The organism is Nostoc sp. UIC 10630 (genome assembly GCF_010747425.1).
In the GTDB taxonomy this organism is placed as follows: Bacteria; Cyanobacteriota; Cyanobacteriia; order Cyanobacteriales; family Nostocaceae; genus Nostoc.
On sequence record NZ_JAAGOG010000119.1, the window covers coordinates 1 to 26,438 of the forward strand.

Consider the following 26,438-nt stretch of genomic DNA (forward strand, 5'->3'; position numbering starts at 1 on the left):
TATCCGACACACGACCTTTGATTTCCCCACCCTTCAAATGTACGGAGCTTTTTCAGAAATCAAATATTAGTCCTATATCAATTAATTACACTCTACTACAGCGCAGTTGCAGGTAATTACCGACAGCACAAAAAATCGCTCACGGAGTTCAAACACTCGTTCACGGAGCTAAAATACTCGACGACGGAGTTCAAAGACTCGTTAACGGAGTTCAAAGGCTCATTAGAGATATTTAAAATAATGTAGAGACATAGCAATGCTACGTCTCTACAAGGGTTTTGGATAACGCATATTTAATTTATAGAGATATCTATTAATAAAGTTTAAGGGAATTAAACCCCACCTCAAACCAAAACAAAGCCTGTCTATGCAGGCTTTGTTTTGGTAGCACCAGACTATAAGTCTGTGGGCGCTTTCAAATTTTTACGAGAATTAAATGACTAATTTCAATCAACCGCTCTCTTGACTGCGTTGCCTGCATCATCAGCTGTACGCCGAATATTTCTACCAGCATCCTCAGCCCCACGCTGAACATTTGTTGTCACATCTTCGGCAGCATTCTGGGTATTTCCCTTGATATTTTCAATTCCTCGCTGAGTTCCCTTAACAACACCTTTGCGAACTTCTTCAGCTGAACTACCGATATCTTCACCCAAATTCTTCACTCTTTCACCGAGGGGTGTACCTTGTTTGTAATTTTCACCATATTGCCTTGGGCTGTCAACTGACTTCTGGTCAATATTTCTTTGAGCATTTTTCACCAGTGCATCAGCTCTGTCATTAGCTGCCTTTTCATCTCTCGCTCTGGGATCTACATCACTAAAGTTATTCATCCCACCAGAGGGAGAAGATAGAGGATAATCTTTTGTTGGATCGTATCGTTCAGTATTAGGTGCTTGAGCGCCAGGTTGTGGTGGCTGCGTTGCTATTCCTGGGGCACCACAAGCTTGTGTCAGAAATAAGAATATCCCTGCCAAAAAAACAGTTAAAACTTTCAAGGGACGAATGCTTTTCAGCCAATTCATTGCTTTTTTCATAGTGCTAAACTCCTTGCATTTTTGTGACTAAGTTAAACTTTAACCAAGATGGCATTTGGAATGAATTTTGCATTCCAAGGATTCAGACAAAATAATGATTCTATCTGCCTACTGCTGGATTTCTTTGTAATTCAGGTCTGCGACTTGCTTCATCTGCCTTATTTTTCAAAAAGCCGGAAGCTTCTTCAACAGTCTCTTTTACAGTCTCAAGCCGATCTTGAACCCGATCTCCAACATTTGGTTCATTCTGAATCAAACCACCGGGTTCAGGCTGGCGGAAGTCTTTATCTGTGATGAGTGGCAACTCTGCTTCTTTATTGATTCGACCTGCTGGTGTCTCAGCACCAGGATAAAGTATCTTAGATTCTCTATCTGCTGTAGCAATCAAAAATTCCAAACTTGGTTGTAAGCTAGCTTGGTCGTGTCCCTGACTGGCTTTTGGGTTTGCTATTTTCGGATCGGTAGACATTCTGTAGTTGCCATACTTGTCTCCACCATTCTTATAAGGATTGTTTGCTCCACCAGCTTGCACAGCAGGGTTTTGTGGATTTGCACCTTGAGCATTTGCCCCACTACAAGCAGTGCTAACTATCAACAATAGTCCAGCTAAAAAGATAGTTAATATCTGGCGCAATCTTACTTGTTTCAAGAATACTCTCACAGCGTTCACGTAGTCCTCCTTACCAAAATATTAATAAGTTAAGTCTTTGCTGAATCATTGAATTGGTCAGCAAGTTATTGTGCTTGTTTTGGTTCGCTCAGTTTCGATAACCTCTATTAAGGATATGAATAATAAAAGGCTCTTTACCTCTAGCGCAGGCTACATTTTAATTAGTACATGAATAATATTTTTATCTAACTCTAGAGAGATATAAAATAAAGTAATATAGTTTCCGTAAAAAGAACTACATCAAGCTGTTTTATACTCCAAAAGCTTTGAATAGGTAGCTGATGTACTGCAATCGTAGAGGCATTGGCCCCTTGTTGCTCAACCGTTAAATTACTAAATTCATGAAGCAATTTTTACGCTGGATAATTTTGGGCGGAACGCTGTTTTTTTTAGCGAAAGCTTTGAAAGATAATTGGATTGGAGTGACTGCTATCCGCATTGATGGGGTAGGATGGGCAATTATAGCGATCGCTACAGGCGTAACTTTACTAGCGCATACTTGGGCAGGCTGGATTTGGACCTGGATTTTGCAAGAGTTAAATCAACCTGTATCATCTCCCCAATTTATCCAAGTTTACCTAAAAACGAACATTGCTAAGTATTTACCAGGTAATATCTGGCATCACTATGGGCGAATTGTCGCCGCCAAAAATGCCAATATTTCTGCTGGTGCAGCCACTTTAAGCGTTTTGCTAGAACCCCTACTCATGCTAGCTGCTGCTTTAATCATCATTGTCTTATGCGGTAGCCAATTTGCGGCGGCTAATACTAGCCTAGTTATCCAAATACTACAATTATTGAGTTTAGCCGTAGTTCTTTGTACAATTCATCCCCGGTTTTTAAACCCAGTTATTCGCTTTTTATACAGATTAAAAGCAAAAAAGTCTGCTGCTACAACTCAACCAACTGTTCCCTTCAGTCTCAAAAGCTACCCCTTACGCCCTTTATTAGGAGAGTTGGGCTTTATGGGACTACGCGCCACTGGGTTTATATTAACTATGTCCGCCCTAGGTTCGTTGAACGTAAATCAAATTCCTTTGTTGCTAGGGGCTTTTAGTTGCGCTTGGCTGTTAGGTTTTGTGATTCCGGGTGCGCCTGGTGGGTTGGGTGTGTTTGAAGCGACTGCATATCAACTTTTGCAACATCACTTTCCATCGGCCCTAGTATTTAGTGCGATCGCTCTATATCGCCTCATTAGTATTCTAGCTGAAACTGCGGGCGCTACCCTCGCTTACTTAGACGAACGCCTTCCTAAATCATAAATTAGGCAAAACTCATTTGGGTCTATCTACTTTCATCTGTGAAAACACACGATAACCATCCAGATTCAACTGCGGATTACTGCTTTGTTCCTCTTCCATCTTAATCAAGTTATATTCTACGTTCTCTGCATAAATTGCAAACGTGATATTAAAAATCTCCATAAAATTTATTACACCTTTGCATTCATCTTCAGAATAGTTTTCGTAAAACCGAATCAGATGAGCAATCCGAGTTTCTAAATGACGACGAGAATTATTACAAATTAGAATTATTTTTAAAAGTATAATTACCAATGTTAGAGCATGACCTTGACTAATTAATAATATAAATAATGATGAAGGTTCCTTGCCGTTTTCTACTGTCAAGTAATCGATGACTCGATTACAGGTTCTCAAAAACAATTCTTTGGTGATCAATTCTTGATTACAATCCTTCTTCCATGATGACAAAACATCTATAAACTGCTGCTTCCAAGCCTCAACTGATTCTTGCTTGCCTACAGAAAGAAATAGATATTTTTCGAGATTAATTTTAAATTGTTCTAGAGTTTGATTTTGAGTCTGTTTGATAAATATATGAGCAATATTCTCATGACTAAAAACCCCTCTTTTTAAAACAATTGCTTTGATTAAACGTAGAGCCTGGTCTCCCAAAACACTAGGATTTTTATAGCGTGCTGTGCTTGAAACTGTAGATTGAGAACGAGCAATATACATTGCCAGTTCAAACTTAAATTTTTCTTTTATCTGTTTAGAAAGCTTTCTAGCAGCCTCTTGTTGCTCTATGGGATTATTTTTATTAACAGATTGATCGATTAATAAATAAGAACTATAGCGATTAGCCCAATGACCTTTAGATGATTCATCATATTTAGCAGCAAATAATTTCAATTCTTGGTAGTCCTTGCTGTTGGCAAAATTCTCTAGCCAAGTCTTGCAAATCTTTACTACTGGATCGTTATTGTCTTTGACCTTGAGATTTTCATCAATAAATAAATTAACTAATTCTTGGATATATTTATCTTTTCGATTAGTCTTCCAATTATTAACTATAATGTAGCAACACCGCTTGAGTGTATTACATAGTTCTTGCTCATTATCATCTAAAAAAATACTATATATCCCAGGAATATAATCTGACTCTTCTGAATCAAGACCGTCTATAAATAAACCTTTGAATTCTCGCAAAACATCATCTGGTGACAGTTTTTTGACAATTTCCACGAAGAAGCTATAAACCTCTTCTTGTGCAATTTGCACATTTATCTGTCTAGAGTTAGATGTAACACTATGGGGATTTTCCTGACTAATTGATAAACTATTAGTGTTCATTCCAGTTATCAGGACAAAAAGGCTTCCTGTTCATATTATTACCAGCTTAACCTTGGTGAACACTAGCATCAATCTATTCTTCTGAAATTAAGTGATCTTTTTACACAAATTTGATAAAATCCGACCATAAATAAAGTATTAAATCCAAATTGTTGAATACTTCATCAAAACCCCCAGTGAAATTACTTAGTCTCAATAATTAGAAGAGTATCCCTTGGACGGCAAACTACTTTACAGCCAAGCATTATATGAACTTTACTATGAAGATTATGAGATCCGGCTACAAACCTTCCTTGACGAACAAGCATTGTTAGACGAAGAGTAGGGCATTACGGATAAATCTATTTGTGAAAAATAAAGTGCAACAGGGATTTTTCTATATGAAAGTGTGCGAGTCATCCAATCCAGGAGTTTCCCCACAATGATCGCAGCCAAAGGCAATGCTCCCCACCTCACCCCAGACGAGTACTTTGCCTGGGAAGCAACCCAACTGGAAAAGCACGAGTATATCAACGGCGAAGTTTACCCCATGACTGGCGCCAGCGTCAATCACAGTCGTATCGCCATCCGCTTCACCGCCATGTTCGACAGCCACTTAGAAAATACAGGTTGCATCACCGGAAATTCTGATGTCAAAGTCAATATCTTTGGCAGTAATAACTATACCTACCCAGATGCCAGCGTTACCTGCGACGATCGCGATAAAACCACAACCCAATATATTACCTACCCCTGCCTCATTGTCGAAGTCCTTTCCGTCAGCACCGAAGCCTACGACAGAGGTAGCAAATTCCGAATGTACCGCCAAAACCCAGCCTTAATCGATTACCTACTAGTCAGTTCCACCAGCATCGAAATCGACCTGTATCACAAAAACGATGCAGGCGACTGGTTGATTATCAACTACAAAGCAGGCGACACAATCGAACTTAAAAGCATTAACCTCAATTTCCCCATTGAACAAGTTTATCGCGGTTTAACCCTTGAACCAGGGAATGGGGAATAGAATAAAAGCATTCCCATTACCCATTCCCCATTCCCTTCTACCTATTGCCCAATAGGCTAACCCTAGAAATAGCCATTCAAAAAATCTAAGTAAAACAAGCTGTTAGGCAAGTTCACACTGAAGGTATTTATCCTAGTGAGGTAGCCATTTCAAGGCTATTGGTTAAACCAGGATGTTTTCCCGACAAAAAAGTTCGCGCTGCTTTAAGGGCAACGCGAAGAGAAATTTATTTGGAACCATAACCTTGCCACCCTTTATTGGAAGCATAAGTTTACCGTTGCGGCAAAGTTATTGCTAAAGTCACATAAAAGATTTTTGGCATTTTCAATTTTTAGTGGGGGTGGAGGGACTTGAACCCACACGACCTTTTACGGTCAACGGATTTTCATCCTCCCGCAGTTTTCACTGCTACCTGATGGCAATAGCCAAATCAGGTTTTGAGAATTGGACTCTCCCTTTACCCTCGACTTCACGTTAGGGTAGCTCCCGTCGGGTCTCTGCACCTTCCCTCAATTTTGGGTTTTGGATTTTGGATTGAAAACTAATCCCAAATCTAAAATCGCAAATCTAAAATTTTCGGGCTTGGCTCAGGATTGCCATGTCTGTCACCAGATTTAGGTTTCCCTGAGTTTGAGAGCTTCCACTTGAGGGATTTCTCCTTCAAGGCTCAGTTATCTAAGTCCGTAGCGTCTACCATTCCGCCACACCCCCGCAGGTGTTTGGTAATTAACTAGTGTAAACCTAGTTATTTTTGGAGGCAGCAAATACCGCCTTATCTATTCCACCATCAATTGTGTCTTTTGTCCAACTAGATTGAAAATATTTTTTCTAGATTGTGCGATCGCTTCCCAAATCGGAAGTTTTATTCGTAATCAACCTAGATGAGTTTTTCATCTTGCGTGACTAAAGCATCTGTTTGCTAGTAGATTTACGATAATAGCATAAAATTAGCTTTTATCAATCAATCTGGATAAAAAAAGGAATTATTGCGTAGTGATATTAAAAGCATCATGATTATACTTCCCTCAGTTTGGCTGTTCAGCCTATGATGGAAAACAGATGCTTAGACCAAAAAAGTTATGATTGTCGCCCTGCTATATCTGATTTTGGCTGGAGCTTACCTTCTGGTAATCCCCATTGCTGTATTGTTCTACCTGAAGCAGCGTTGGTATGTAGCTAGCTCCATCGAGCGTTTGTTGATGTACTTTTTGGTGTTTTTCTTTTTTCCAGGTCTGTTGGTTCTATCGCCGTTTGCAAATTTCCGACCCCAACGGCGACAAGTTCAAGTTTAACGAGAATTGGTAGGTCATAACTCTCATGCGACGGATTGACGCTATTGGAATTGGCTTAGGTGTTTTTATTGCCGGCGGCTTGGCTTATGTAATATTGCAGCTAGTCGGTTTGGACACTCAAAAAGCTGGTATATGGAGCCAAGTCTTACTAGTCAGTGGGTTAATTGGCTGGTTAGCGACCTATTTTTTCCGTGCGGTGGGACAAAAAATGACCTACCACCAACAACGGGAACAATATGAGCAAGACTTCCTGCAAAAGCGGTTAGATGAGCTTACTCCAGAAGAGCTAGCACGAATTCAAGCTGAAATAGAACAAGAAGAGCAATCTCAGGTGTAAAGTTATCATTGGTCATTGGTCATTGGTCATTTGTCATTTGTCATTTGTCCTTTGTTAATGACCAATGACTAATGACTAATAACTAATGACTAATAACTAATGACTGCAATTTCTGATTGCTTTGAAACCCTTGGGCGGAATCATGAGTGCGCTCTGATTCCGTTTATTACTGCTGGCGATCCAGATTTAGAAACAACAGCAAAAGCTTTGCAGGTTCTAGATCAAAGTGGAGCCGATATTATTGAACTGGGCATACCTTATTCCGATCCTCTAGCTGATGGGCCAGTAATTCAAGCTGCTGCTACCCGCGCTCTACAAAGGGGCACAAAATTGGAGCAGGTACTGGAAATGTTGCAAGGGATTACTCCCAAATTGCGATCGCCCATTGTTCTATTTACTTATTACAACCCAATTTTGCATCGGGGAATTGATAAATTTCTCCAGGAAATAGCTGCGGCTGGGGTAGCAGGATTAGTAGTACCAGATTTGCCCTTGGAAGAAGCAGCAGGCTTGCTCGAACCAGCTAAGGAGATGGGAATTGATGTAATCTTATTGGTAGCTCCCACCAGCGATGCTAAACGAATCGAAGCGATCGCTCATTCTTCTCAAGGATTTATTTATTTAGTCAGCGTCACTGGGGTAACAGGGGTGCGAACGCAACTGGAAAACCGCGTGTCCGATTTACTCAAACAAATTCGTGGTGTTACTGAGAAACCCATCGGTGTAGGCTTTGGCATCTCCGATGCGGCACAAGCCCGTCAGGTAAAGGAATGGGGCGCAGATGCAGCGATCGTGGGTAGCGCTGTTGTCAAACGGTTGGCAGAAGGCACACCAGAGCAAGGACTTTTGGCGATCGCCCAATTTTGCCAAAGTCTCAAAGCAGCCATCAAAACCAGCACAAATACTCCTCTTGATTAGAACGGAAAAGTAGATTAAAAAGTATAACAGCGTAGTTTTTCTATCCTTGTTTGGTAGACAATTTGACCATTATGGTTTTGAATATTAACATCAGATATCATGATGTAAAAAAACTAGCTGATACAGTCGCTTATAGTTTGAGTATTATGTGAAGTCAAGTAGGCATAATTTATGAGTGTGAGTGTGAGAGTGAGTCAGTCACAAATGATTATTATAGTTACGTCGCAATTGAGGAGCATAGGCGATGAGTGAGAGTATGGCGTTTATCGGCGGGGTCGCCGTAGCTGGGCTGGCGGCTCTCGTATTGCTCAAAGGAACAAATACCCCCCTACAACCTAACTTTGCTGTTGCTCCGCAAATGCCAGGGACTGTAGTAGCGCCGGGAATACAGCCACAAATGTATCCTTACGGCCCTTATGGGCAACCAATCTATCCCAATCCTAATCAGCCACCAACCGCTACCAGTGCTGACCAACGTCTGGAGATGGAAAAGCTGAATACGCAGATGCAGTTGGAGCGTTTAAAGAACGACAATGAACAGTTGAAGTTGCAAAATCAACAACTCCAAGGACAAGTTCAAAATTTCAATACTCAGCAGCAGTGGCAACAAGCCCAGCAGTATAACCAACAAAAAGTAGCAGCACTCCAGCCGCAAACTTCTTGGTGGTCTTCACCCATGCTTTGGGCTGTGGGAGGCGCAACTCTGACTATTGGTGGTGGTGTTGTCGTCGCTGGAGTATTGGCTTTATTCTCGCCACGGCAGCGTCCAGCCCGTACTGTACAAGTGATTCACCCTTACCAAGGAAATACACCGCCCTTGGTTCCAGTGCGTCGCGCTGAATTTTTGCCAGCTTCGCGGATGGAAGCAAGACGAGTTGAAGCCCCAGAATATGACGAAATGCATTAATCAGGAAAATTAAATAACAGATAAACCCGATTTAAAATCTCGTTTCCAGGTTATACCTGGAAATTTTTTTATTGGGCTGCTTCTGCGAATTTAATAGGCAGAGTCTATTTCTAACTATTCCCAAGGATCATTAAAAACAAGTTAAAAGTAAGTGAATTTTGTCAATACATCTTTGAGCATAAATATATCTGCATAAGAATGATAATTGTAGGAAAGGGGAAGGAGGCGAGCGACGCTCGCCTCCTTCCCCACCTCAGTATTTGATTGTCATTATCATGATCCTCTGCAAGTAGGATTTGCTAACAGAAAAAATTATGTGAAACTCAATTACTTGCATTAATTGAGCGATTCTAAAAAACCGTAATAGCTATCCCAAAAATGGAAGATTGCTGCCTGCTTTTGCAAAAAATAGACAATTGCAGACAGCGATCGCAAATGAGATTGTAGAGTTTGAAAACTTAGATAGTGACAAAATCGGCAGAGGTAATCAAGCTGGAGTTGATACCCGTTAGCGTTGCCAAGGTTTCACTGCCATACCTAATCAGCGTGTTGCTATCGCTAGCAGTGATGGTGAGCTGCCCAAAGCTTAATCCTCCTGCTAAAGCCAATAAATCAACACCATCGCTAAAGTCGCTAATCGTGTCACCTCCTGCACTAGCCGTTAAAACAAACTTGTCTTTGCCACTGCCGCCTGTGAGCAGGTCAGGTCCATTACCGCCGTTGATCAGGTCATCGCCACTGCCGCCATAGATGGTATCAGCTCCGTTGTTGCCTAGCAGCATGTCATTGCCGCCTAAACCTCGAATGGTATCTTTACCATTACCAGCCGAGATGTAGTCATTGCCCTCATTGCCCTGAATGTCCTGGTTCTTGTTGCCTGTGGAGATGATGTCTCCCGCTTCCACCGTTACCGTAGCGACATTGGAGGTCAGTCCACCTGTATCGGTGATGGTGTAGTTGAACAAGGCAGTGCCACTAAAGCCAGCAGTGGGGGTGAAGGTGACCAGTCGAGCGTCCTGGTCGATACTGGTGGTGCCGTTGCTGGTGCTGGTGACGTTCAGCGTGGCATTTGCTAGACCATTCACATCTGGATCGCTGATGTTGTCTCCCAACTCAACGGTGATGGCAGTATTCTTGCTGGTAGAGACGGTTTCACCCGTAGCAGTGGGGGCTTCGTTGACATCATTCACGCCGATCGCGATCGCTTTTTCGTAGGACAAACCGCCTGCATCGGTGGTTTTGACGCGGATGTCGTAGCTCGATTTGGCCTCAAAGTTGGGAGAACTGTTGATTTGGAGTTGGTTGCCGTTGACGATGGTAAACACGCTATTGTCTGCATCGCCTGTGCCTGGAATTAACGCATAGGTGAAGTTGCCGCCTTCGGCATCGGTGGTGGAGAAGTTACCGACAACTGTATTCGCTGCCACGTTTTCATTCACGGTTGTGGCGCTGAGAGCTAGGTCAGTGGGGGCTTCGTTGACATCATTCACGCCGATCGCGATCGCTTTTTCAAAGGATAAACCGCCTGCATCGGTGGTTTTGACGCGGATGTTGTAGCTCGATTTTGCCTCAAAATTGGGAGAGGTGTTGATTTGGAGTTGGTTGCCGTTGACGATGGTAAACGTGCTATTGTCTGCATCGCCTGTGCCTGGGACTAACGCATAGGTAAAGCTACCGCCTTGGGCATCGGTGGTGGAGAAGTTACCGACTACTGTATTCGCTGCCACATTCTCATTCACGGTTGTGGTGCTGAGAGCTAGGTCAGTGGGAGCAGTGTTCTCCACCACATCATTGACAGCGATCGTGAAGCTCTGGATCTTACTCAATCCTCCCCCATCGGTCGCTGTGACATTGAGGCTAACACTCGGCTCTGCTTCATAGTCGAGGCTGATGCCCGATTTGAGTTTGAGTTGATTGCTCACCACTTCAAAGCGGTTATCGCTGAGACTGAAAGTTTGGGTATCGCCTGTATCGTCAGTGACCGTGAGGGTGCCAATCACCGCCGCAACGTCGTTTTCGTTGACGGTAGTGTTGCTCAGGGCAATGGCAGTGGGGGCATCGTTGACCCCGGTGATGGTAACGGTAGCAGTAGCGGTTGCTGGAGTCGTGCCACGTCTGCCATCGCTGATAGTATAGGTAAAGGACTGGGTGGCAGTGGCTCCTTGGGCGAGAGAGTTGTATTTGCCGTTGGGATTAAAGCTGAGGGTGCCATTAGTGTTGAGAGTTACCAAGGCACCAGATGCCAGAGTAATGGGAGGGCCAACCGCTACGGCTTGACCATTCACCTGAGTAATTCGGAGGGTGTCCCCATTGGCATCACGGTCGTTCCCCAGCACATTGACGGTGACAGCTGTATCTTCGTTGGTGCTGGCAGTATCATTATTGGCAACGGGGACTATATTCGTGGGCAAAACAACGAGCTTAAATTCATAGGCATTCGCACCAAAACTGGTATCAAAGCCTCTCAAATCAAACGTGTAGGTTCCCGCCGTCAGGGGTCCTGGAAAATCGAAATTACGGTTGTCAAAAAGATTGTCGCCTGCCCTCAAGCCAGAATTGGATGTGTTGAGAGAACCAACTAGACCACCAGGATTTGTGAGAAATAGGTTAAATCCATTCTCGAAACCCGTTGTATTTAATTGGGTAACGATAATGTCCTCTACGACAAATCCGTCAGGAACGTCAAATAAGAACACATCAAGGTTGTCTTCCGGGGATTCGGGTAATGCCCCTGTGATGATATTCTCTCCCTGAGTCAGGGTGCCAAGTGCAGTGGGATTGCGTACATCATTTGAAAGATCGCCATTAGTTGCTTCATTCCATAAAACTGCCATAATTCTTCTCCTGGATTAAAGATTTACTTGATTGTTTCTAAAGATCTGATGCCCTGATAAAATCGCCATTCAAACCGCCTCAATCAGCAGAGGCAAACCCACTTCAATCGCTCTCCTCAAAGCAAAGGCTTGTCAAATGGGCTTTTGTTAACGGTCAACTTCTCGGGTGTGCTGCCGAAAAGAAAAAGCCGATTGGTTTGGTAAGTGGTGAATGCTAGTCCGATTTGCGATCACCGCAACCAGTCGCACAGTCCTGGAGAACCCAGCATAGTAAGGGCAGGCGCAGGCGCAGTCTGAAAAGGGCCGTTGCGATACCCGTTGAGGTGGCAATCGTCTTCTGCTAACAACTTGGAGATAAACGGCGGTTGGCACAGGGGTACAAAACTATAGTCGTTGCCGATCGTGGCGAGGCACCTAAAGTCTGTGTTTGACAAATATGATATTTCCTGCGACATCCAGCATGAGATTGTAGACATTCAAGTCGCCAGTGGTGTAGGCTGGCGGGGAATGTAAGGGCGATATCTAACCACAAGCTGCTTCTCTTCTCCTGTCAAAGACGCTCTTGCTAGCTTGCTTAAGAGCAGGGGTACGAGAGGCTTCACCAACGCGTCTACGCTTTGCTGATATATTTCCCCTGGTACGAGTAAATTCTCAAACCGCCAAATTTGATAATATATGCTAGTATGTATGCTGTTGTTTGACGCATACATCCTCATTGGTTTATCAAACAATCGCTCTTTGGCAGCTACTCGCCCTTGAGAATTGCAGCCGATGAAAAACAGCCGATTGGTTTGATAAGAAGTAGTGAAAGCGAGACTCAGAAACTGGCTTTGCAGGCAACAAACAAAGTTTTGTGAGCAAGCAATCTCCAGTTTGGGCGCACTGGAAAAGGGCATGGCGTTATTGCTGGGCAGAAAACTTTCCATACAAAATTTTGAATTGATTATTTTTGACAGCACAAAACCGCTTCTATTGCAGGTGCAATAGAAATCTGTACAGACTGCACCCGACTAATCTGTAATTTGTATTTATTGGTAGTGATGGTAATCTTACGGCTAAATATTTAGTCGTTGAATAAAATTTATCAAAAATTCAATGAAGAAAATATAAATCATCCCTCTAGAAGGATAATCGAGCGCGAATCATCAAGCTATCCTTTAGTCACATCTTTCTTAACAAAAGAGTGAAAGGGTAGGAATTAGGTATAGCCATTGGAAACAAGTTAAAAGTAAGTGAATTTTGTCAATACATCTTTGAGCATAAATATATTTGCATAAGAATGATAATCGTAGGAAAGGGAAAGGAGGCGAGCGTCGTTCGCCTCCTTTCCCACCTCAGTATTTGATGTCAAACGACAACGAAAACCCAACGTTAGGTTAATTGTCGCACCCTTAAGATAAAAGCAACGAGGCACACCTGAATTTTTCTTTCAAGCACCTTCTAAAATCTCCTTGACAACTGGCTTACAACCTGAACTTGTGACCAATGCCCAAGAATATAAATACTCGTAACTGTTAAAATTCGCTTTTAGGAGTTTCTGTGCTATTAGGATTCTCTTGAGTGGCAGGTTGGTTAGTATCGGGAAGTTTTTGTTGGGTACTCTTCGGATTACCTTGATTTTTTAGTTGAGTTAGTGCCTGTTTTGCTAGATTTTCGGCTGCTTGTTTAAATAATGGTTCTATTTTGTTTCGCCAGTATTTAGTATTAGGTAATTTTTCTGGATGGTTTCTATAATCTAAAACTTTATCCCATTTACCATCATCTATTGCTTTGTTGATCTCATTAGATAACGCCTCTGCTTTCGCCCAATCGTCCTGCCACTGGGCAATCATTTTGCCCGTCTCTTGGATACCAGAAGCAGCATTTGCTGGAATTGATTTTAAAAGTGCGATCGCTCCAACTATATCCCCTGAATCATACTTCTGTTTTGCTTGCTCTATAATATTGGCACTGTTATCACTAGGCTGCGATCGTTCTGATTTGTCCACATTGTCAGTTGACTCCTTCGGCTTTTCTAGTAAGGGAGTTGCTACATCACTAGATTTTGCTTTTGGCTTGGGAGCTGGTCGAGTAGCAATCAAGCTACTATCATTTACAGTCTTAGTTGCAATACCTTTTTCGCGCAGGCAAGAAGCCCATTCTTGATTATTGACGATCACGGCCGGGTGTGCCCAAGCTAAACGACCAGATTTAAGTTTAACTTCTATCCAACCTCGTTTTGTCCGCTTGCCAGTCACCTCGAAACTGGTGTTATCGGTAACTGTTTGCAAAATATTATCAGAATTTATCGAACTAGGTTCAGAACGGATATTAGAATTTCCGACGACAACAGCCGAGCATTTGTTTACTAAAGTAGTATCCTTACCTGTAAGATTTAAAGCTAAATTTTTCACATTTGGGTATACATTTGCGACTAAGGCAGCCGCACCACCCGCTAATAATATGCCAATTAATATTGGCCATGGGTCGGATTTACCAGAGTCTTTACGGACAGGTTTGACAGGATTTGCTGGTGCGACTGCAACCGTTTGCAGCCGAGATACTTGAGGTCTAGATTTGGTGGATTCTTGAGGTTGAGAAAGTTTAGGTACAGGATTAATCGCATCTTTACAGGCTTGCAGTGCTTCCGTGGCGTTTTGGTAGCGGTCTTTGAAGTGATAACGCACCATCTTCGTCAACACTGCCGCCAGTTGGTAGTTTACGGTTACTGATTGCTGCCAAATGATTTCGCCTGTTTCCGGGTCTTCTTGCAATGCCGTTGGCAATAATCCTGTTAGTGCTTGAATGGCAATGATGCCGAGGGAATAAATATCACTGTTGGGGCGGGGTTTGCCTTGCCCTTGTTCTGTCGGCATATAGCCGGGAGTACCGATAACGACTGTGGCAGATGCTTGTCCCCCCACTGTCACCATCTGTGTACGCAGTTGCTTCACTGCCCCAAAGTCCACTAAAACTAACTTATTATCTGAGGCGCGACGGATGATATTATCCGGTTTGATATCCCGATGAATAACGCCTTGGCTGTGGACAAATTCAAGAATTTCCAGAACTTCTTGTAATAGTTGAATTACTTGGCTTTCACTCCAGCGTTTACCAGGTGTAAGTTCTTCAGCTAGGGTATGTCCTTCAATATATTCTTGTACTAAATAAAATTCTTGGTTTTCATCAAAATACGCTAGCAGCCTGGGTATTTGGTCATGGTTGCCCAGTTTTTCTAAGGTTTCGGCTTCGCTATTGAACAGGCGTTTAGCAGTATCAAAAACTCTGGGGTCAGTTCCGGGTTTGAGGTGCTTGACAACGCAAATGGGGTTGCCGGGCCGCCTAGTATCTTGGGCAATATAGGTTTGACCAAATCCTCCCATTGCGAGGACTCGAATTACTTGGTAACGATGGTCTAGTAGCTTGCCGATCATATTCCCTCCCCAGAGTTATTACCTAATTGTCCAGCTGGTAATAAATATCTCCAAATTTTCTTCAATGAAATCCGCTATCTTGAGAAAAGATTTAGATTAAAAACGCAGCTTTTTTATAAACGCAGACTGTTTATTTTTCTTTTAGTGCCCCTGTTTATTACCAATGCCACCGAAAATAACAAATCCAGTTGCATGGCAGCAGGCTGAAATCCTCATGCAACCTGCTTTCATTCGCGTTATCGATAATATCCGTAAGTCCCTTGATGAATCTTCTTGGACGGGAACTTACCATGATGTCCTGATTTGGCCGCCTAGCACCACTGATGAAATCAAAGCATTGGTGACTGAGTTGTTGCAAGCAATGGAAACTGCAACGCCCCAAGAAGCCGATGAAATTAGAGAGACTCTTACTCGTTTGCCGATGCCCCATCCAGGATATCATCTACGTTTGCAGCGTCAACAGCAAGAAGCGAGTATCGATTTGTGGGAATTGTGTTATGAGGTGTGTTTTATTGAATACAGCCCACAGAAAGAAGCTGCTGAGATTGATACTAGTTTAATTGATGAACTGGGTGAAGTGGATTGGCTGCGTTTGGATGCTAAAGCAAAGGATTTAGTTGAACAGGCGTTTGCTAAATTGCCAGAAGGATAAATATTAGTAAAGGCACGGTAGAACCGTGCCCTAATTCGCAAAAAGTATTATTTTGAAAGGTTTTTGCTTTACATTAAATTTAATACTGGCGTAAAATTGCAGACAATGAACTATTTTTACGAAGATCCATTAAGTCTGCTAAAGAATCTGTGCGCGTATCCAAGTGGTGCTTGTGTTCTGCTGGTAGAACCGTTACTAGATGTTTTGCTTTAGGTTGCATCTGCATCAGCGGCATCAGTTGTGGCTGTGGCACAAAAATTGGTTGGTTTTTAGGAAGGCGTGGTTCCAATCTTTGGTACTGGCTTTGTGCCAAGCGTGCCTGATGGCGGTTAACCTGTTTTTGGACTTTTTGCGGTTGCGTTTTCCGGTTAAGCATTTTGAAAACGAGCAAAGAACCACCACCACAACTGAGGACGATCGCAGCTACCATCCATAAAGGTGTAGGGTTACTATTCTCAGAGGGCACACTGATTGGTTCTTCAACAATAACTGGGATTGTTTCTGGTTCTTCTTGTGCTACCTGTCCAGCATTACCTAAGCTATACAGGGCAAAGGCACCACCTCCTAAAAACATGGCTAAACACCCAGTTAACAATAGCCAAGGATGATGTGTTACCAGATATATCAGAACATTCGAGCTTTGTTTTAATCTCGATTTCCTGTTTGTCAGCTCTGGAGTAGCCCTTCTGAGTTGGGTTGGCTCGCGCTGTACACTCTGACTTTTTTCCATGATTACTTTCAGATTTGTACCCCTCTAGTCAATAAATTGTACTGGAGGAGTCAAGCATCAGGTATCCGTAACAAAATTTCCGATCCCAGTAGCTTTTTTGTAAAACAGATGCTACCAAATCCGGCTAACTTTTGTCAAAATTGTGTCTTTATTGTGACTTCTTGCCGTAATGCTCTGAAATCAGTTTGCTTATTTTTTCTGTCAGCTAGGAGAATACCTTTCAAGAGCAAGTTGAATTAACCGATCAACTAATTCTGGAAAGGAGACTCCACTATGGGCCCAGAGTTGCGGATACATACTCGTCGCCGTAAACCCCGGCAACGTATTGATTTCGTTAATCAAAACCTCTTGTGTAGCTTCTACATAGAAGAAATCGACCCTTGCCAATCCCGCAGCATCAACAGCTGCAAAGGCTTGCAAAGCCATGTCCTGAATTTGACGAGCGATCGCATCTGGAATCGGTGCTGGAATCAGTAAATCTGCCCGACCTTCTGTATATTTAGTTTCATAATCATAAAAATCGCTATCATAACTAATCTCTCCAACGATAGAGGCTTGGGGTTGATCGTTACCCAAAACGGCACACTCAACTTCCCTGGCGACGACACCAGCTTCTACCACCAGTCTTCGGTCATAACTGGCGGCATTATCTAAGGCGGCTTCTAATTCTTGGCGCGATCGCACTTTGGCAATACCCACTGATGAACCCAAATTAGCAGGTTTAACAAAAGCGGGATAACCTAATGCTGCCTCAATCTCATCACACAGTTTCGGAAACACGCAAGGATTAGACCAAACTTGCGCTCTAGTTATCGCTTTATATTTTACCTGTGCTAGTCCCGCTTGCTCAAAGGCCATTTTCATGGCAATTTTATCCATTCCCATTGCCGAACCTAACACCCCAGAACCAACAAAGGGGACTTGCATCAAAGTTAATAACCCTTGAATTGTCCCGTCTTCACCGTTGGGACCGTGGAGAACGGGAAACCAAATATCCACTTGGGCAACTTGAGAGGGAGATTCCCATTTACTTAGGGTTTGGGCTTGAGGGTTGGATGTCAGATTTCCCTCAGAAGTTGATTGTTCAGCTTCCAAAAGCGGACTGCCTGTTTCTAAAACCTTTTGGGGTGCTTCTCCGGCTAGCCAGCGTCCATCTTTTTGAATATAAAAAGGAAGTATTTCGTACTTACTAGCATTTTCCTCTGCACTCAGGGCTTTAGCGATCGCCCGTGCTGATTTGATTGAAACTTCATGTTCTCCCGAACGACCGCCAAACAGTAACCCCACGCGCAGCTTAGTCATTTTCGGTTCCTCCACACTTCTCAAGCAGATAGCGTATCACAACCTACAAAAATTGCCATATTTTTCTATATTATTTTTTGCCTGTTGAAACCCTACTTAGAAAAACTCTCCTATTTTGATGAGTTAGTCAGCGATCGCCCATCTGACATAAGGGCGGGAAGCCACTACATTTTTATAAGTGATTAGGCGAGCGGGTGCATCAATTTTTCGTAAATCTACACGGAAATAAGCTTTTTTATTTTTAAATTCTACATTGTAGAAAGTATATTTTTGCTCACGAGTTTGACCTACACAAGAAGCATAATTACTGCGTAAAGGTGAAACAAATTCCACAAACTGCTTATTATTAGATGAAACTAACTTAGTTTCATCTGCAAACTCTCTAGTATCTGCCACTACCGTATGTTCAGCACCGCCTTCATAAGGTAGAACAAACCACCACAGTCCAATTGTTGGAGGACATGTACCACTGCTACGTTGTACATTCAGTGTTACATGAGGTGCAGAAATCGCCCCTGGCTCTGACTGTTGCTGTGCTTGCGCTGTAGCGGCTATGGTTCCTACCAAAACTAGAGGGCATAAAATAGTACCGAAAGTTGACAATTGTACCAAATTTTTCATAACTTGAATTTTTTCAAATTTCAGGTATCCAAATAACATCGACTTTCATAAATTTGTAAAAGTGCCATCTTATTTAAAACAATCGTGTTGTCAGCTACAGTTATATTCCAGGAAAATGGGCAACAATATTGATCAATAACTAGAAATGCAGCCCTACCTGTAAAAGATGCTGCCGTTTCATGAAACCCAGAATTATTGTTTGCGGCTTAGGACGTACCGGATATAAAACCTTTCGTTTGCTGAGACATCAGGGGGCCTTCGTTGTTGGCATTCATCACCAATCTATCCCTGGCGAAACGGCAGGAGATGTGATTGTTGGCGATTTACAAGCAGCTTCTACCCTAACAGCAGCAGGAATTCAACAGGCACATACTTTAGTCATCGCTGGCTCTAAAGATGCTCTGAATTTGTCTATTATGATGCAAGCGCGAGTGCTGAATCCCCAGATTCGGATTATCAACCGTTTTTATAATACAAATTTGGGCGAGCGCCTAGATCAAAGTTTGCCAGACCATTTGAGTATGAGTGTTGTGGGATTAGCAGCACCCGTATTCACCTTTGCAGCGATGGGAAACCGAGCGATCGGACAAATCAAATTATTTCAGCAAACTTGGCCAATTCACGAAGAATACATCGATGAAAACCACTTCTGGAGAGGTTTAAAGCTGAGTGAATTGTGGGAAGACCGATCGCGGATGCTGATTTATTACTTGCCAGTAGAAGGTGAGATGGATTTGGTGTCAGGTGTCATATCTGGACAAGAGATCCAAGTAGGCGATCGCTTAATTATTGGTACACAACCCCGCATCCGTTCTCCCCGAAGATCGTTGATTAAAAAACTGCTGAAAGCCTTAACTAATTTTAAGCAGTTTCAGCAACATGGGCGATCGGTATTGGTGGGTGCTGTTGTGTTACTTGCAGTTATTGCGATCGCTACACTCACCTATATGTCGGCTGAGTTGAGTTTATCTCCTGTCGATGCTCTATATTTTTCTGTAGGTATGATTACGGGAGCGGGTGGTAATGACAAAGTAGTAGAAAATGCTCCTAACAGTATTAAGTTATTTACTGTTGTAATGATGCTGGTTGGAGCGGTGGTGATTGGTATTTGGTATGCAATGCTCACCGATTTTGTCTTAGGAAGCCGCTTTAAGCAATTTTGGGATGCAGCCCGCATTCCTCAGCGATATCACTACATTGTTTGTGGCTTGAGTGGGATTGGGGTGAGAATTGTCCAGCAACTCCACGCCAGCGGACATGAAGTTGTAGTAGTTGAACCCGACTCCAATAACAAATATATCAACACCGCCCGCGAACTCGGTATCCCCGTGATTCAGGGTGATGCCAGTTTCCGCACAATACTCAAATCCAGCAATATAGACTCTGCTGCCGCAGTGATTGCTGTTACTAACAATGATGCCACCAATCTGGAAATTGCCCTCAAAGCCAAAGGCTTGACACCCAGCATTCCTGTGATTGTTCATTATGCCGATCCCGATTTTGCTGGCATAGCTCAACAGCTATTTGGCTTCGAGGCTGTACTGAGTCCGGCTGAACTAGCAGCCCCAGCTTTTGCTGCTGCTGCACTAGGGGGACGCATTCTTGGCAATGGCATCACAGCCGATAGCCTTTGGGTAGCTTTTGCAACTGTGATTACACCTTTACACGCCTTTTGTGGTCAGTGGGTGAAAGATGTAGCCATGTCTGCTGATTGCGTACCTTTGTACGTAGAAACTAACCACCAAACCCTTCACGGTTGGGATTTATTAGAGACAAGTCTCAGTGCTGGCGATGTTTTATATATGACTATGCCAGCGACACGGCTATATCAATTGTGGCGAGACGAGCGAGTTTGCGAAACACACGCTTAAATAATTCGTAATTCGTAATTCGTAATTAATATACTACTTCCCACTCCAATACTGTTCGGTTAAGGCAAGAGACGCGATGAATCGCCGTCTCTACAAAAAACTGCTTATTGTAGAGACGGCAATTTGTCGCGTCTTTGTGATCTAAAACTTTCATCAAAAAACCTTAACCAAACCGTATTTTCCCTACTTACCACTCCCATTTATTTGTTAACTACTCGTTCTTGATATTCCTGCTCAGTAATCATATCAAGAGTGCTTTCTAGGCGATCAACAAATACGATACCGTCAAGGTGATCGTACTCGTGTTGAAAAATCCGAGCAATAAAATCGGTTAATTCTTGCTTTTGTAAATTGCCTTGACAGTCGGTGTATTCCACTTCAATAGATTTATAGCGAGGAACTAACCCTCTAATTCCGGGAACACTTAAACAACCTTCCCAATCTTTGACAACTTCAGTTGAATGAGCAATGATTTTGGGATTAATCATTGCAGTAGGTTCCATTTCCGGCGCGTTGGGATATCTGGCATTAGGACGGGAAGCCACAATAAATAAACGATAAGATTGTGCTACTTGAGGTGCAGCAATTCCCACGCCGTTAGCCTTGGCAACAGTGGCAATTAAGTCTTCAATTAATTTCTGGATATGCTCATCTTGAATATTCTCAACCCAAAGAGCTTTTTGGCGCAATGTTGGATTGCCTAATTGAATGATTGGTGCTAATTCAGTCATGATAAAACTATTTTGGGGAATGGGGAATGGGAAATGGGAAATGAGGCATTGGTATTCACAAATGACAAATGACAAATGACCAATGACCAATGACTAATGACAAATGACAAATGACAAACTTTATCCTTCACGTCTCGCGGGTAAAGCAGCAGGTTGGACTGCTATTTGGACAATTTGCCCATTGCGTTCTACCTGTATTGGTAACTTAGTACCGATTTTGCTATTTTCTACCAGCTTTTGTACTTCTTCAATTTTAGTAACAGGCTGGCTGTTAATGCTTTTAATCACATCACCAACTCGTAGTCCAGCCACCGATGCAGGCGATCGCGGCACAATCTCAACCAGCAAAACACCCTCATCTGCTGTAAGATTTAAGCGATCGCCTGCTTTATCTCTTATTTTTTCTTTAATTTCTGGTGTCAGTGTCACCATCTGAACACCCAAATAAGGATGATCGACTTTGCCTGTAGCAATTAATTCCTGGGCAATTTTTTGTGCAGTGTTAATGGGGATAGCAAATCCCAAGCCTTGAGCGCCTCGGATAATAGCTGTGTTCATTGCTATTACCTGTCCACGAGCATTAAGCAATGGCCCACCAGAATTACCAGGGTTAATCGCAGCATCGGTTTGGATGTAATCAACCCGCTTGTCACTAGCACCGATATCTCTACCAGAACGACCTGTAGCACTAATAATCCCAGAAGTGACGGTGTTATTCAAGCCTAAAGGGTTGCCAATAGCTATTACTGCTTCTCCTGGTTGTAAAGCATCAGAGTTACCTACAGATAAGGTTGGCAGATTATTAGCATCAATTTTGATCACAGCAACATCTGTTACTGGATCTTCACCTAGTACTTTACCGTCAAAAGTCCGGCCATCTTTGAGTATGACAGTCACTCTATCAGCACCATCTACCACATGAGAATTGGTCAAAATTTGACCTGAAGAATTAATAATAAATCCAGAGCCACTACCGCGCTCTACACGTTGTCTAGGTTGTGGTGCTGCGTCTCCAAAAAACCGCCGGAAAAATGGATCGTTAAATTCGTCTGGTACGCGAGAAGTGATTGTTCGAGAAGAATCAATGCGAACTACCGCAGGTCCCACATTTTGTACTACTTTTACCACAAAATTAGGATCTCCAGACGACGAGAAAATCGGCGGGGGGACAATTCCCTGATTGGGTTCTATTGTTTCTTGGGGCTGAGTGTCACTTTGTCGAGTCTCAAAGGTCTTAGCTGGTACAAGAGAGCAGCTTCCCAAGAACACCATTGCTACCCCATATAACAGCATCCACCACCTCTGTGATAAACCCCTGGTATCAGTTTTTTTGGGTGCTAAGTCATGGTTTGTTGTCTTCATGTATCGTTGCTTCTCCGTGTCAGTCGGTGAGTGTTAGGATCTTGCCTACTGGGTATGTCCCAAAATGATTACAACTTAAAAGCTTATTCTAGGTCTAGCGTGTCTGGATGCTAAATTGATGCTTTATCTTCTATTGTGACGATTAGCAGCAAAGGTGGTGGATAATGGAAATTCCCATAGAAAGTCTGTGGAGTCAGGTACTAGAGCGCCTACAGGTTGAACTATCCCGACCGACCTTTGAAACTTGGATAAAAACTGCTAGTGCGGAGCGATTAGAAAATAATTGCTTAGTAATCCGCACTCCTAACCCATTTGCTCGTAATTGGTTACAGAAGTATTACATAAATACCATTGCTCATGCAGTACAAGATATTCTCGGTCATCCCGTAGGAATTTACATTACTGTTGCTCAAGGTGATGAAGTTTCTCATTTTAGTGAACGCGAGGTTTCTTGGGAATCAACAAATCCTAGCAGTATTCCTGAAGCTGTTTCTCATCACAATCATAAAACTACTGAATTAAATTCTAAATATGTATTTTCACGATTTGTAGTTGGAGCCAACAATCGGATGGCTCACGCTGCTTCTTTGGCAGTTGCAGAATCTCCCGGTAAAGAGTTTAATCCTTTATTTTTATGTGGTGGCGTAGGTTTAGGTAAAACTCATCTGATGCAAGCTATTGGTCATTATCGCTGGAAAATTTCTCCTGATTGTAAAATATTTTATGTTTCTACTGAACAATTTACTAATGATTTAATTACAGCGATTCGTAAAGATAGTATGCAAAGTTTTCGAGAACATTATCGAGCTGCTGATGTTTTATTAGTTGATGATATTCAGTTTCTGGAAGGTAAGGAATACACTCAAGAAGAATTTTTTTATACTTTTAATACTTTACATGAAGCTGGCAAACAAGTTGTGATTGCTTCCGATCGTCCTCCTAACCAGATTCCTAGCTTACAAGAACGTCTTTGTTCTCGGTTTTCTATGGGGCTAATCGCAGATATCCAAAAGCCAGATTTAGAAACTAGGATGGCAATTTTGCAAAAAAAAGCCGAGGATGAAAATATTTGTCTTCCCCGCGATGTGATTGAGTATATTGCTTCTAACTATACTTCTAATATTCGAGAATTAGAAGGAGCTTTAATTCGGGCGGTGGCTTATATTTCTATTTGGGGCTTACCGATGACGGTGGAAAATATTACACCTGTTTTAGAACCGCCTAACGAAAAAATGGCAGCTACCCCAGAAGCAATTTTAAAGGTTGTAGCAGATAATTTTGATGTTTCAATAGACGATCTCAAAGGTAACTCACGACGAAGAGAGATTAGCTGGGCGCGTCAAATAGGAATGTATCTCATGCGTCAACATACATCTCTGAGTTTGCCGAGAATTGGCGAGGAGTTTGGTGGTAAAGACCATACAACGGTAATCTATAGTTGCGATAAAATTACCCAACTCCACCAGAGCGATCGCACTTTAGCACAAACTCTCCGCCAACTGAGCGATCGCATCAACATGACTAGCCGTTCTCAAAAATCATAGGGTAAATATACTGCAAATTTAACTAAATTTGTGCAACAAATGGTAACTTCTATGAAAAAAGCTAATCCATCGGTGAGTTTTGATATTTGCCATCATAACCCCTATTGGTCTAAAAAATATTTTGCAGCTGACTGGGAAAAATGGGGTGCAGATCGTATATTTATTCAAGCTTATAATGATAGTAATTTTGTTGAAGAGTTAAATTATGCTCAAAAATATGCTGGAGTTGCGATTACAGATCGGCAAATGGGTCGTTTAAAAGAATTAGTGGACAACCCAAAAATTAGAAGTATCTTAGTTTTTCCATTTTCAGGAAACCCAGAGAAAACAGCTTCTAGCTTAAAAAACTCCCTATGATGTAGGAGCAAATATTCTGAATGGGAAAAGAAGAGATAATGAATAAAGTATGATTTAAAAGAGTTTTAAACAGTGCGGACAAGTAAATAAGTTGGCACAATAAAATCAAACTATGTAAAGAAAATAAACTAGCTAAAACCCTATTGTCTATTGCCTTATCCCAACGACAATTATTTACGTCCATTTACTGAGTAAATCTGGTTTATTAAAAGATGTATAAACCCAACTCAACTCAAAATAATTCAAAATATTCTCTTTGTTCCCAGTTAGTCACCTGCTTTAAATACTCTTCTGGTGGCTGATCGGCGACGGACTGCAAAAAGCGATTAATTTCACTCTCTTTCATCTTAATGATGAAGTTTATGAACTGCTGCCCCATTTTTTGAGCAAAAAGTTCGCTTTGGCTCAAATATGAAATCGCCTCTGGCAAACTTTTGGGTAAAATCGGATTTTCTGTAGTGTAAGGTTCCTCTGTTGGAGAGCCAGGATCAAGTTTACAATCTACACCATCTAAACCAGAAATCAATTGCGATGCCATGTAGAGATAGGGATTGGCTGCTGGTTCTCCAACTCGGTTTTCAATGTGGGTACTGGGGTCATCAAAACCGCCTTGTAATCTAATCATTGCCCCTCGGTTTTCCAATCCCCACCCTGCACGGTCAGGGGCTAGAGAATAAGGTCTAAATCTTTTGTAGCCGTTAATTGTTGGGGTTGTAAACACAGAAGCAGCATTGGCGTGTTTGAGAAGACCACCAACGAAGTGTTTAGCTAAATCTGACGTGAGGGTTTGGGAGTTTGCAGACATGAAAGCGTTCTCGCCTGTGGTAAGGTCTACAAGGGATTGGTGCAAATGCCAGCCATTAGAAGAAGAACCTTGCAATCCTGGACGACACATAAATGATGCGATGTAACCTTGTTGACGGCAGATTTGCTTGGTTGCCATTCGGAATATCATCATTGTATCGGCAGCTTGCAATGCAGAAATTGGGTCAAAAGTAAATTCAAATTGACCAACACCCCCTTCGTTTTCTACACTCCTTAAAGGCAATTTCATTTCAACTAAATTCTCTGCCAGAAGGCGCAGTAAATCTTGAATCTCTGGATTGTGAGATTCTAAAAGGTATTGAAAGCTATGTTCTACAGCGCTAACTTTAGCAGGTTCACCGGGTTTTCCAGAAGTACCAACATTAGCGATCGCTAACATCGGATCTTCCAACTTTACTAGATACCACTCAACTTCTAAGCCGACAATATGCTCCAATCCTCTTTGATGTAACTCCACCAATGATTGGCGCAAAATACCGCGACTAGAAAAGGGCATTGGCTGACCATTCTGAAAGTACTCATCACAAAGAATAAAGCCAGTACGTTTTGCCCAAGGCACAATTTTGAAGGTATCAGGGTCAGGAACAGCCACAAGATTTGGCGCGCCTGTCATCAAAGGCATATCTAAACTACCGCCAGGGACAAACGGGTTAAATACTATTGCACCACCAGTATCAAACAGGAATGTCCCTGTGCTGATTTGCATACCGTTTTCCAGGGCGCTGAAAAAAGCTTGGGGTAAGAGTGACTTACTGCGAACAATGCCATGCTGGTCTGACCAAGCGGTACGAATCAACAATAAATCCTGTTCTTTAACAATAGCCTTGATTTTTTCAGATGCTTCTTTTTGGATTTCTGTCCACAGGTGATGACGTTCAATAAATCCAGGTCTTTTCATTGGGATTGTCTAATCATGTTCAACTGCTTGTGTGGTTAGTTTGACACTTCTTTCGCCAGTTTTGTGAATAATATGGAACTAGCCTTTAAGGGTGGCGTAAAGTAAATCGCAGAGGGTACGGTAAACCCCAATACTGCTCGGTTAAGCATTTTTAACTCGGAATTGGATTTAGGGTAAAGGTTAAAGGGTAAAGGTTTTTTCTTTCCCTTTTCCCTTTCTCCTTTTCCCCAAAACACGAGAAGTATTTATATCTAATACCGTTTTTTTGTGAAGCTGCATATATTTACCCCCCGGCTGTCGCCGTCCCCCCAATCCATCCTACGGTGTATACACAAGTCTGAACTGGCTCAATAATTTGGGTTTTACCCCACTCTAACCACTGCTTGAATTCAATAAACAACCGCCCGAATTCAATAAACAACCGCCTGAATTCAATAAACGACCGCCTGAATTCAATAAAACGTGAGTTCGACGGAATTAAAAAATGGCAGGAGGTAGAGCAGGCAAATCTTTTGGGTAAATGTCAATGGAAGGTTT

General features: G+C 42.4%; 22 protein-coding genes and 1 pseudogene. 10 read left to right on the top strand and 13 right to left on the bottom strand.

What is annotated here, in order from left to right:
* Positions 1–446: 446 nt before the first annotated feature.
* Both G1O98_RS23980 and G1O98_RS23985 read right to left on the bottom strand, forming a co-directional pair.
* Positions 447–1,037: a hypothetical protein gene (locus G1O98_RS23980; RefSeq protein ID WP_163932807.1), complete on the bottom strand. Its 591-nt coding sequence runs from the start codon at positions 1,035–1,037 to the stop codon at positions 447–449.
* A 100-nt stretch (positions 1,038–1,137) separates the two neighbouring features.
* Positions 1,138–1,707 (bottom strand): DUF6658 family protein, encoded by a 570-nt coding sequence (locus G1O98_RS23985; RefSeq protein ID WP_163932810.1) that lies wholly within the window; start codon positions 1,705–1,707, stop codon positions 1,138–1,140.
* Positions 1,708–2,048: 341 nt separating this feature from the next.
* Here G1O98_RS23985 and G1O98_RS23990 point away from each other — a divergent pair, with 341 nt between their 5' ends.
* Positions 2,049–2,969, top strand: coding sequence for a lysylphosphatidylglycerol synthase domain-containing protein (locus tag G1O98_RS23990; protein ID WP_163932813.1), 921 nt, complete (start codon positions 2,049–2,051; stop codon positions 2,967–2,969).
* Between the two features lie 12 nt (positions 2,970–2,981).
* Here the strand turns inward: G1O98_RS23990 and G1O98_RS23995 are convergent, their stop codons facing one another.
* Positions 2,982–4,301: a hypothetical protein gene (locus tag G1O98_RS23995; protein WP_163932816.1), complete on the bottom strand. Its 1,320-nt coding sequence runs from the start codon at positions 4,299–4,301 to the stop codon at positions 2,982–2,984.
* A 421-nt stretch (positions 4,302–4,722) separates the two neighbouring features.
* Here G1O98_RS23995 and G1O98_RS24000 point away from each other — a divergent pair, with 421 nt between their 5' ends.
* From G1O98_RS24000 to G1O98_RS24020, 5 genes are all read left to right on the top strand, one after another.
* A complete protein-coding gene (locus tag G1O98_RS24000; RefSeq protein ID WP_163932819.1) occupies positions 4,723–5,307 on the top strand; it encodes a Uma2 family endonuclease in 585 nt (194 codons plus the stop codon).
* A 1,079-nt stretch (positions 5,308–6,386) separates the two neighbouring features.
* Positions 6,387–6,599 carry an NAD(P)H-quinone oxidoreductase subunit L gene (locus G1O98_RS24005; protein ID WP_012412810.1) on the top strand — a complete coding sequence of 71 codons (213 nt, stop codon included), beginning with the start codon at positions 6,387–6,389 and terminating at the stop codon, positions 6,597–6,599.
* Between the two features lie 25 nt (positions 6,600–6,624).
* On the top strand, positions 6,625–6,936 hold the full coding sequence (locus tag G1O98_RS24010; protein ID WP_012412811.1) for a DUF3007 family protein: 312 nt from the start codon (positions 6,625–6,627) through the stop codon (positions 6,934–6,936).
* A gap of 99 nt (positions 6,937–7,035) precedes the next feature.
* Positions 7,036–7,854, top strand: a complete 819-nt coding sequence (gene trpA, locus G1O98_RS24015) for a tryptophan synthase subunit alpha (RefSeq protein WP_163932822.1) — start codon at positions 7,036–7,038, stop codon at positions 7,852–7,854.
* A 244-nt stretch (positions 7,855–8,098) separates the two neighbouring features.
* On the top strand, positions 8,099–8,761 hold the full coding sequence (locus G1O98_RS24020; RefSeq protein ID WP_163932825.1) for a heterocyst differentiation related protein: 663 nt from the start codon (positions 8,099–8,101) through the stop codon (positions 8,759–8,761).
* Between the two features lie 458 nt (positions 8,762–9,219).
* Here the strand turns inward: G1O98_RS24020 and G1O98_RS24025 are convergent, their stop codons facing one another.
* The 4 genes from G1O98_RS24025 to G1O98_RS24040 all read right to left on the bottom strand — a co-directional run bounded on the left by G1O98_RS24025 (position 9,220) and on the right by G1O98_RS24040 (position 15,008).
* Positions 9,220–11,595, bottom strand: coding sequence for an Ig-like domain-containing protein (locus G1O98_RS24025; protein ID WP_163932828.1), 2,376 nt, complete (start codon positions 11,593–11,595; stop codon positions 9,220–9,222).
* A gap of 230 nt (positions 11,596–11,825) precedes the next feature.
* On the bottom strand, positions 11,826–12,071 hold the full coding sequence (locus tag G1O98_RS24030) for a DUF4915 domain-containing protein (RefSeq protein WP_163932830.1): 246 nt from the start codon (positions 12,069–12,071) through the stop codon (positions 11,826–11,828).
* The gene (locus G1O98_RS24035; RefSeq protein WP_163932834.1) at positions 12,072–12,521 is read right to left on the bottom strand and encodes a DUF4915 domain-containing protein; all 450 of its coding nucleotides are present in this window, start codon (positions 12,519–12,521) and stop codon (positions 12,072–12,074) included.
* Between the two features lie 588 nt (positions 12,522–13,109).
* Positions 13,110–15,008, bottom strand: coding sequence for a serine/threonine protein kinase (locus G1O98_RS24040; RefSeq protein ID WP_163932836.1), 1,899 nt, complete (start codon positions 15,006–15,008; stop codon positions 13,110–13,112).
* 163 nt (positions 15,009–15,171) lie between these two features.
* Between G1O98_RS24040 and G1O98_RS24045 the strand changes: the two genes are divergently transcribed.
* On the top strand, positions 15,172–15,660 hold the full coding sequence (locus tag G1O98_RS24045; protein ID WP_163932840.1) for a hypothetical protein: 489 nt from the start codon (positions 15,172–15,174) through the stop codon (positions 15,658–15,660).
* Between the two features lie 79 nt (positions 15,661–15,739).
* On the opposite strand, the gene G1O98_RS24050 is transcribed toward G1O98_RS24045, so the two are convergent.
* From G1O98_RS24050 to G1O98_RS24060, 3 genes are all read right to left on the bottom strand, one after another.
* On the bottom strand, positions 15,740–16,390 hold the full coding sequence (locus G1O98_RS24050; protein WP_163932842.1) for a hypothetical protein: 651 nt from the start codon (positions 16,388–16,390) through the stop codon (positions 15,740–15,742).
* Between the two features lie 201 nt (positions 16,391–16,591).
* Complete coding sequence (locus G1O98_RS24055; protein ID WP_163932845.1) at positions 16,592–17,692, bottom strand: D-alanine--D-alanine ligase family protein; 1,101 nt, start codon at positions 17,690–17,692, stop codon at positions 16,592–16,594.
* Positions 17,693–17,815: 123 nt separating this feature from the next.
* On the bottom strand, positions 17,816–18,313 hold the full coding sequence (locus G1O98_RS24060) for a hypothetical protein (RefSeq protein WP_163932848.1): 498 nt from the start codon (positions 18,311–18,313) through the stop codon (positions 17,816–17,818).
* 179 nt (positions 18,314–18,492) lie between these two features.
* On the opposite strand from G1O98_RS24060, the gene G1O98_RS24065 reads away from it, so the two are divergent.
* Positions 18,493–20,184, top strand: coding sequence for an NAD-binding protein (locus G1O98_RS24065; protein WP_163932851.1), 1,692 nt, complete (start codon positions 18,493–18,495; stop codon positions 20,182–20,184).
* 200 nt (positions 20,185–20,384) lie between these two features.
* Here G1O98_RS24065 and def read toward each other — a convergent pair whose 3' ends face one another.
* Complete coding sequence (gene def / locus G1O98_RS24070) at positions 20,385–20,915, bottom strand: peptide deformylase (protein WP_163932854.1); 531 nt, start codon at positions 20,913–20,915, stop codon at positions 20,385–20,387.
* Between the two features lie 120 nt (positions 20,916–21,035).
* Positions 21,036–22,277 carry an HhoA/HhoB/HtrA family serine endopeptidase gene (locus G1O98_RS24075; protein WP_167306214.1) on the bottom strand — a complete coding sequence of 414 codons (1,242 nt, stop codon included), beginning with the start codon at positions 22,275–22,277 and terminating at the stop codon, positions 21,036–21,038.
* 164 nt (positions 22,278–22,441) lie between these two features.
* Here G1O98_RS24075 and dnaA point away from each other — a divergent pair, with 164 nt between their 5' ends.
* On the top strand, positions 22,442–23,821 hold the full coding sequence (gene dnaA, locus G1O98_RS24080) for a chromosomal replication initiator protein DnaA (protein WP_163932857.1): 1,380 nt from the start codon (positions 22,442–22,444) through the stop codon (positions 23,819–23,821).
* Between the two features lie 9 nt (positions 23,822–23,830).
* Positions 23,831–24,178, top strand: a pseudogene (locus G1O98_RS24085) (glycoside hydrolase family 10 protein); the annotation flags it as partial.
* Between the two features lie 232 nt (positions 24,179–24,410).
* Here G1O98_RS24085 and G1O98_RS24090 read toward each other — a convergent pair.
* A complete protein-coding gene (locus G1O98_RS24090; protein WP_163932860.1) occupies positions 24,411–25,901 on the bottom strand; it encodes a glutamine synthetase family protein in 1,491 nt (496 codons plus the stop codon).
* Positions 25,902–26,438: the final 537 nt, after the last annotated feature.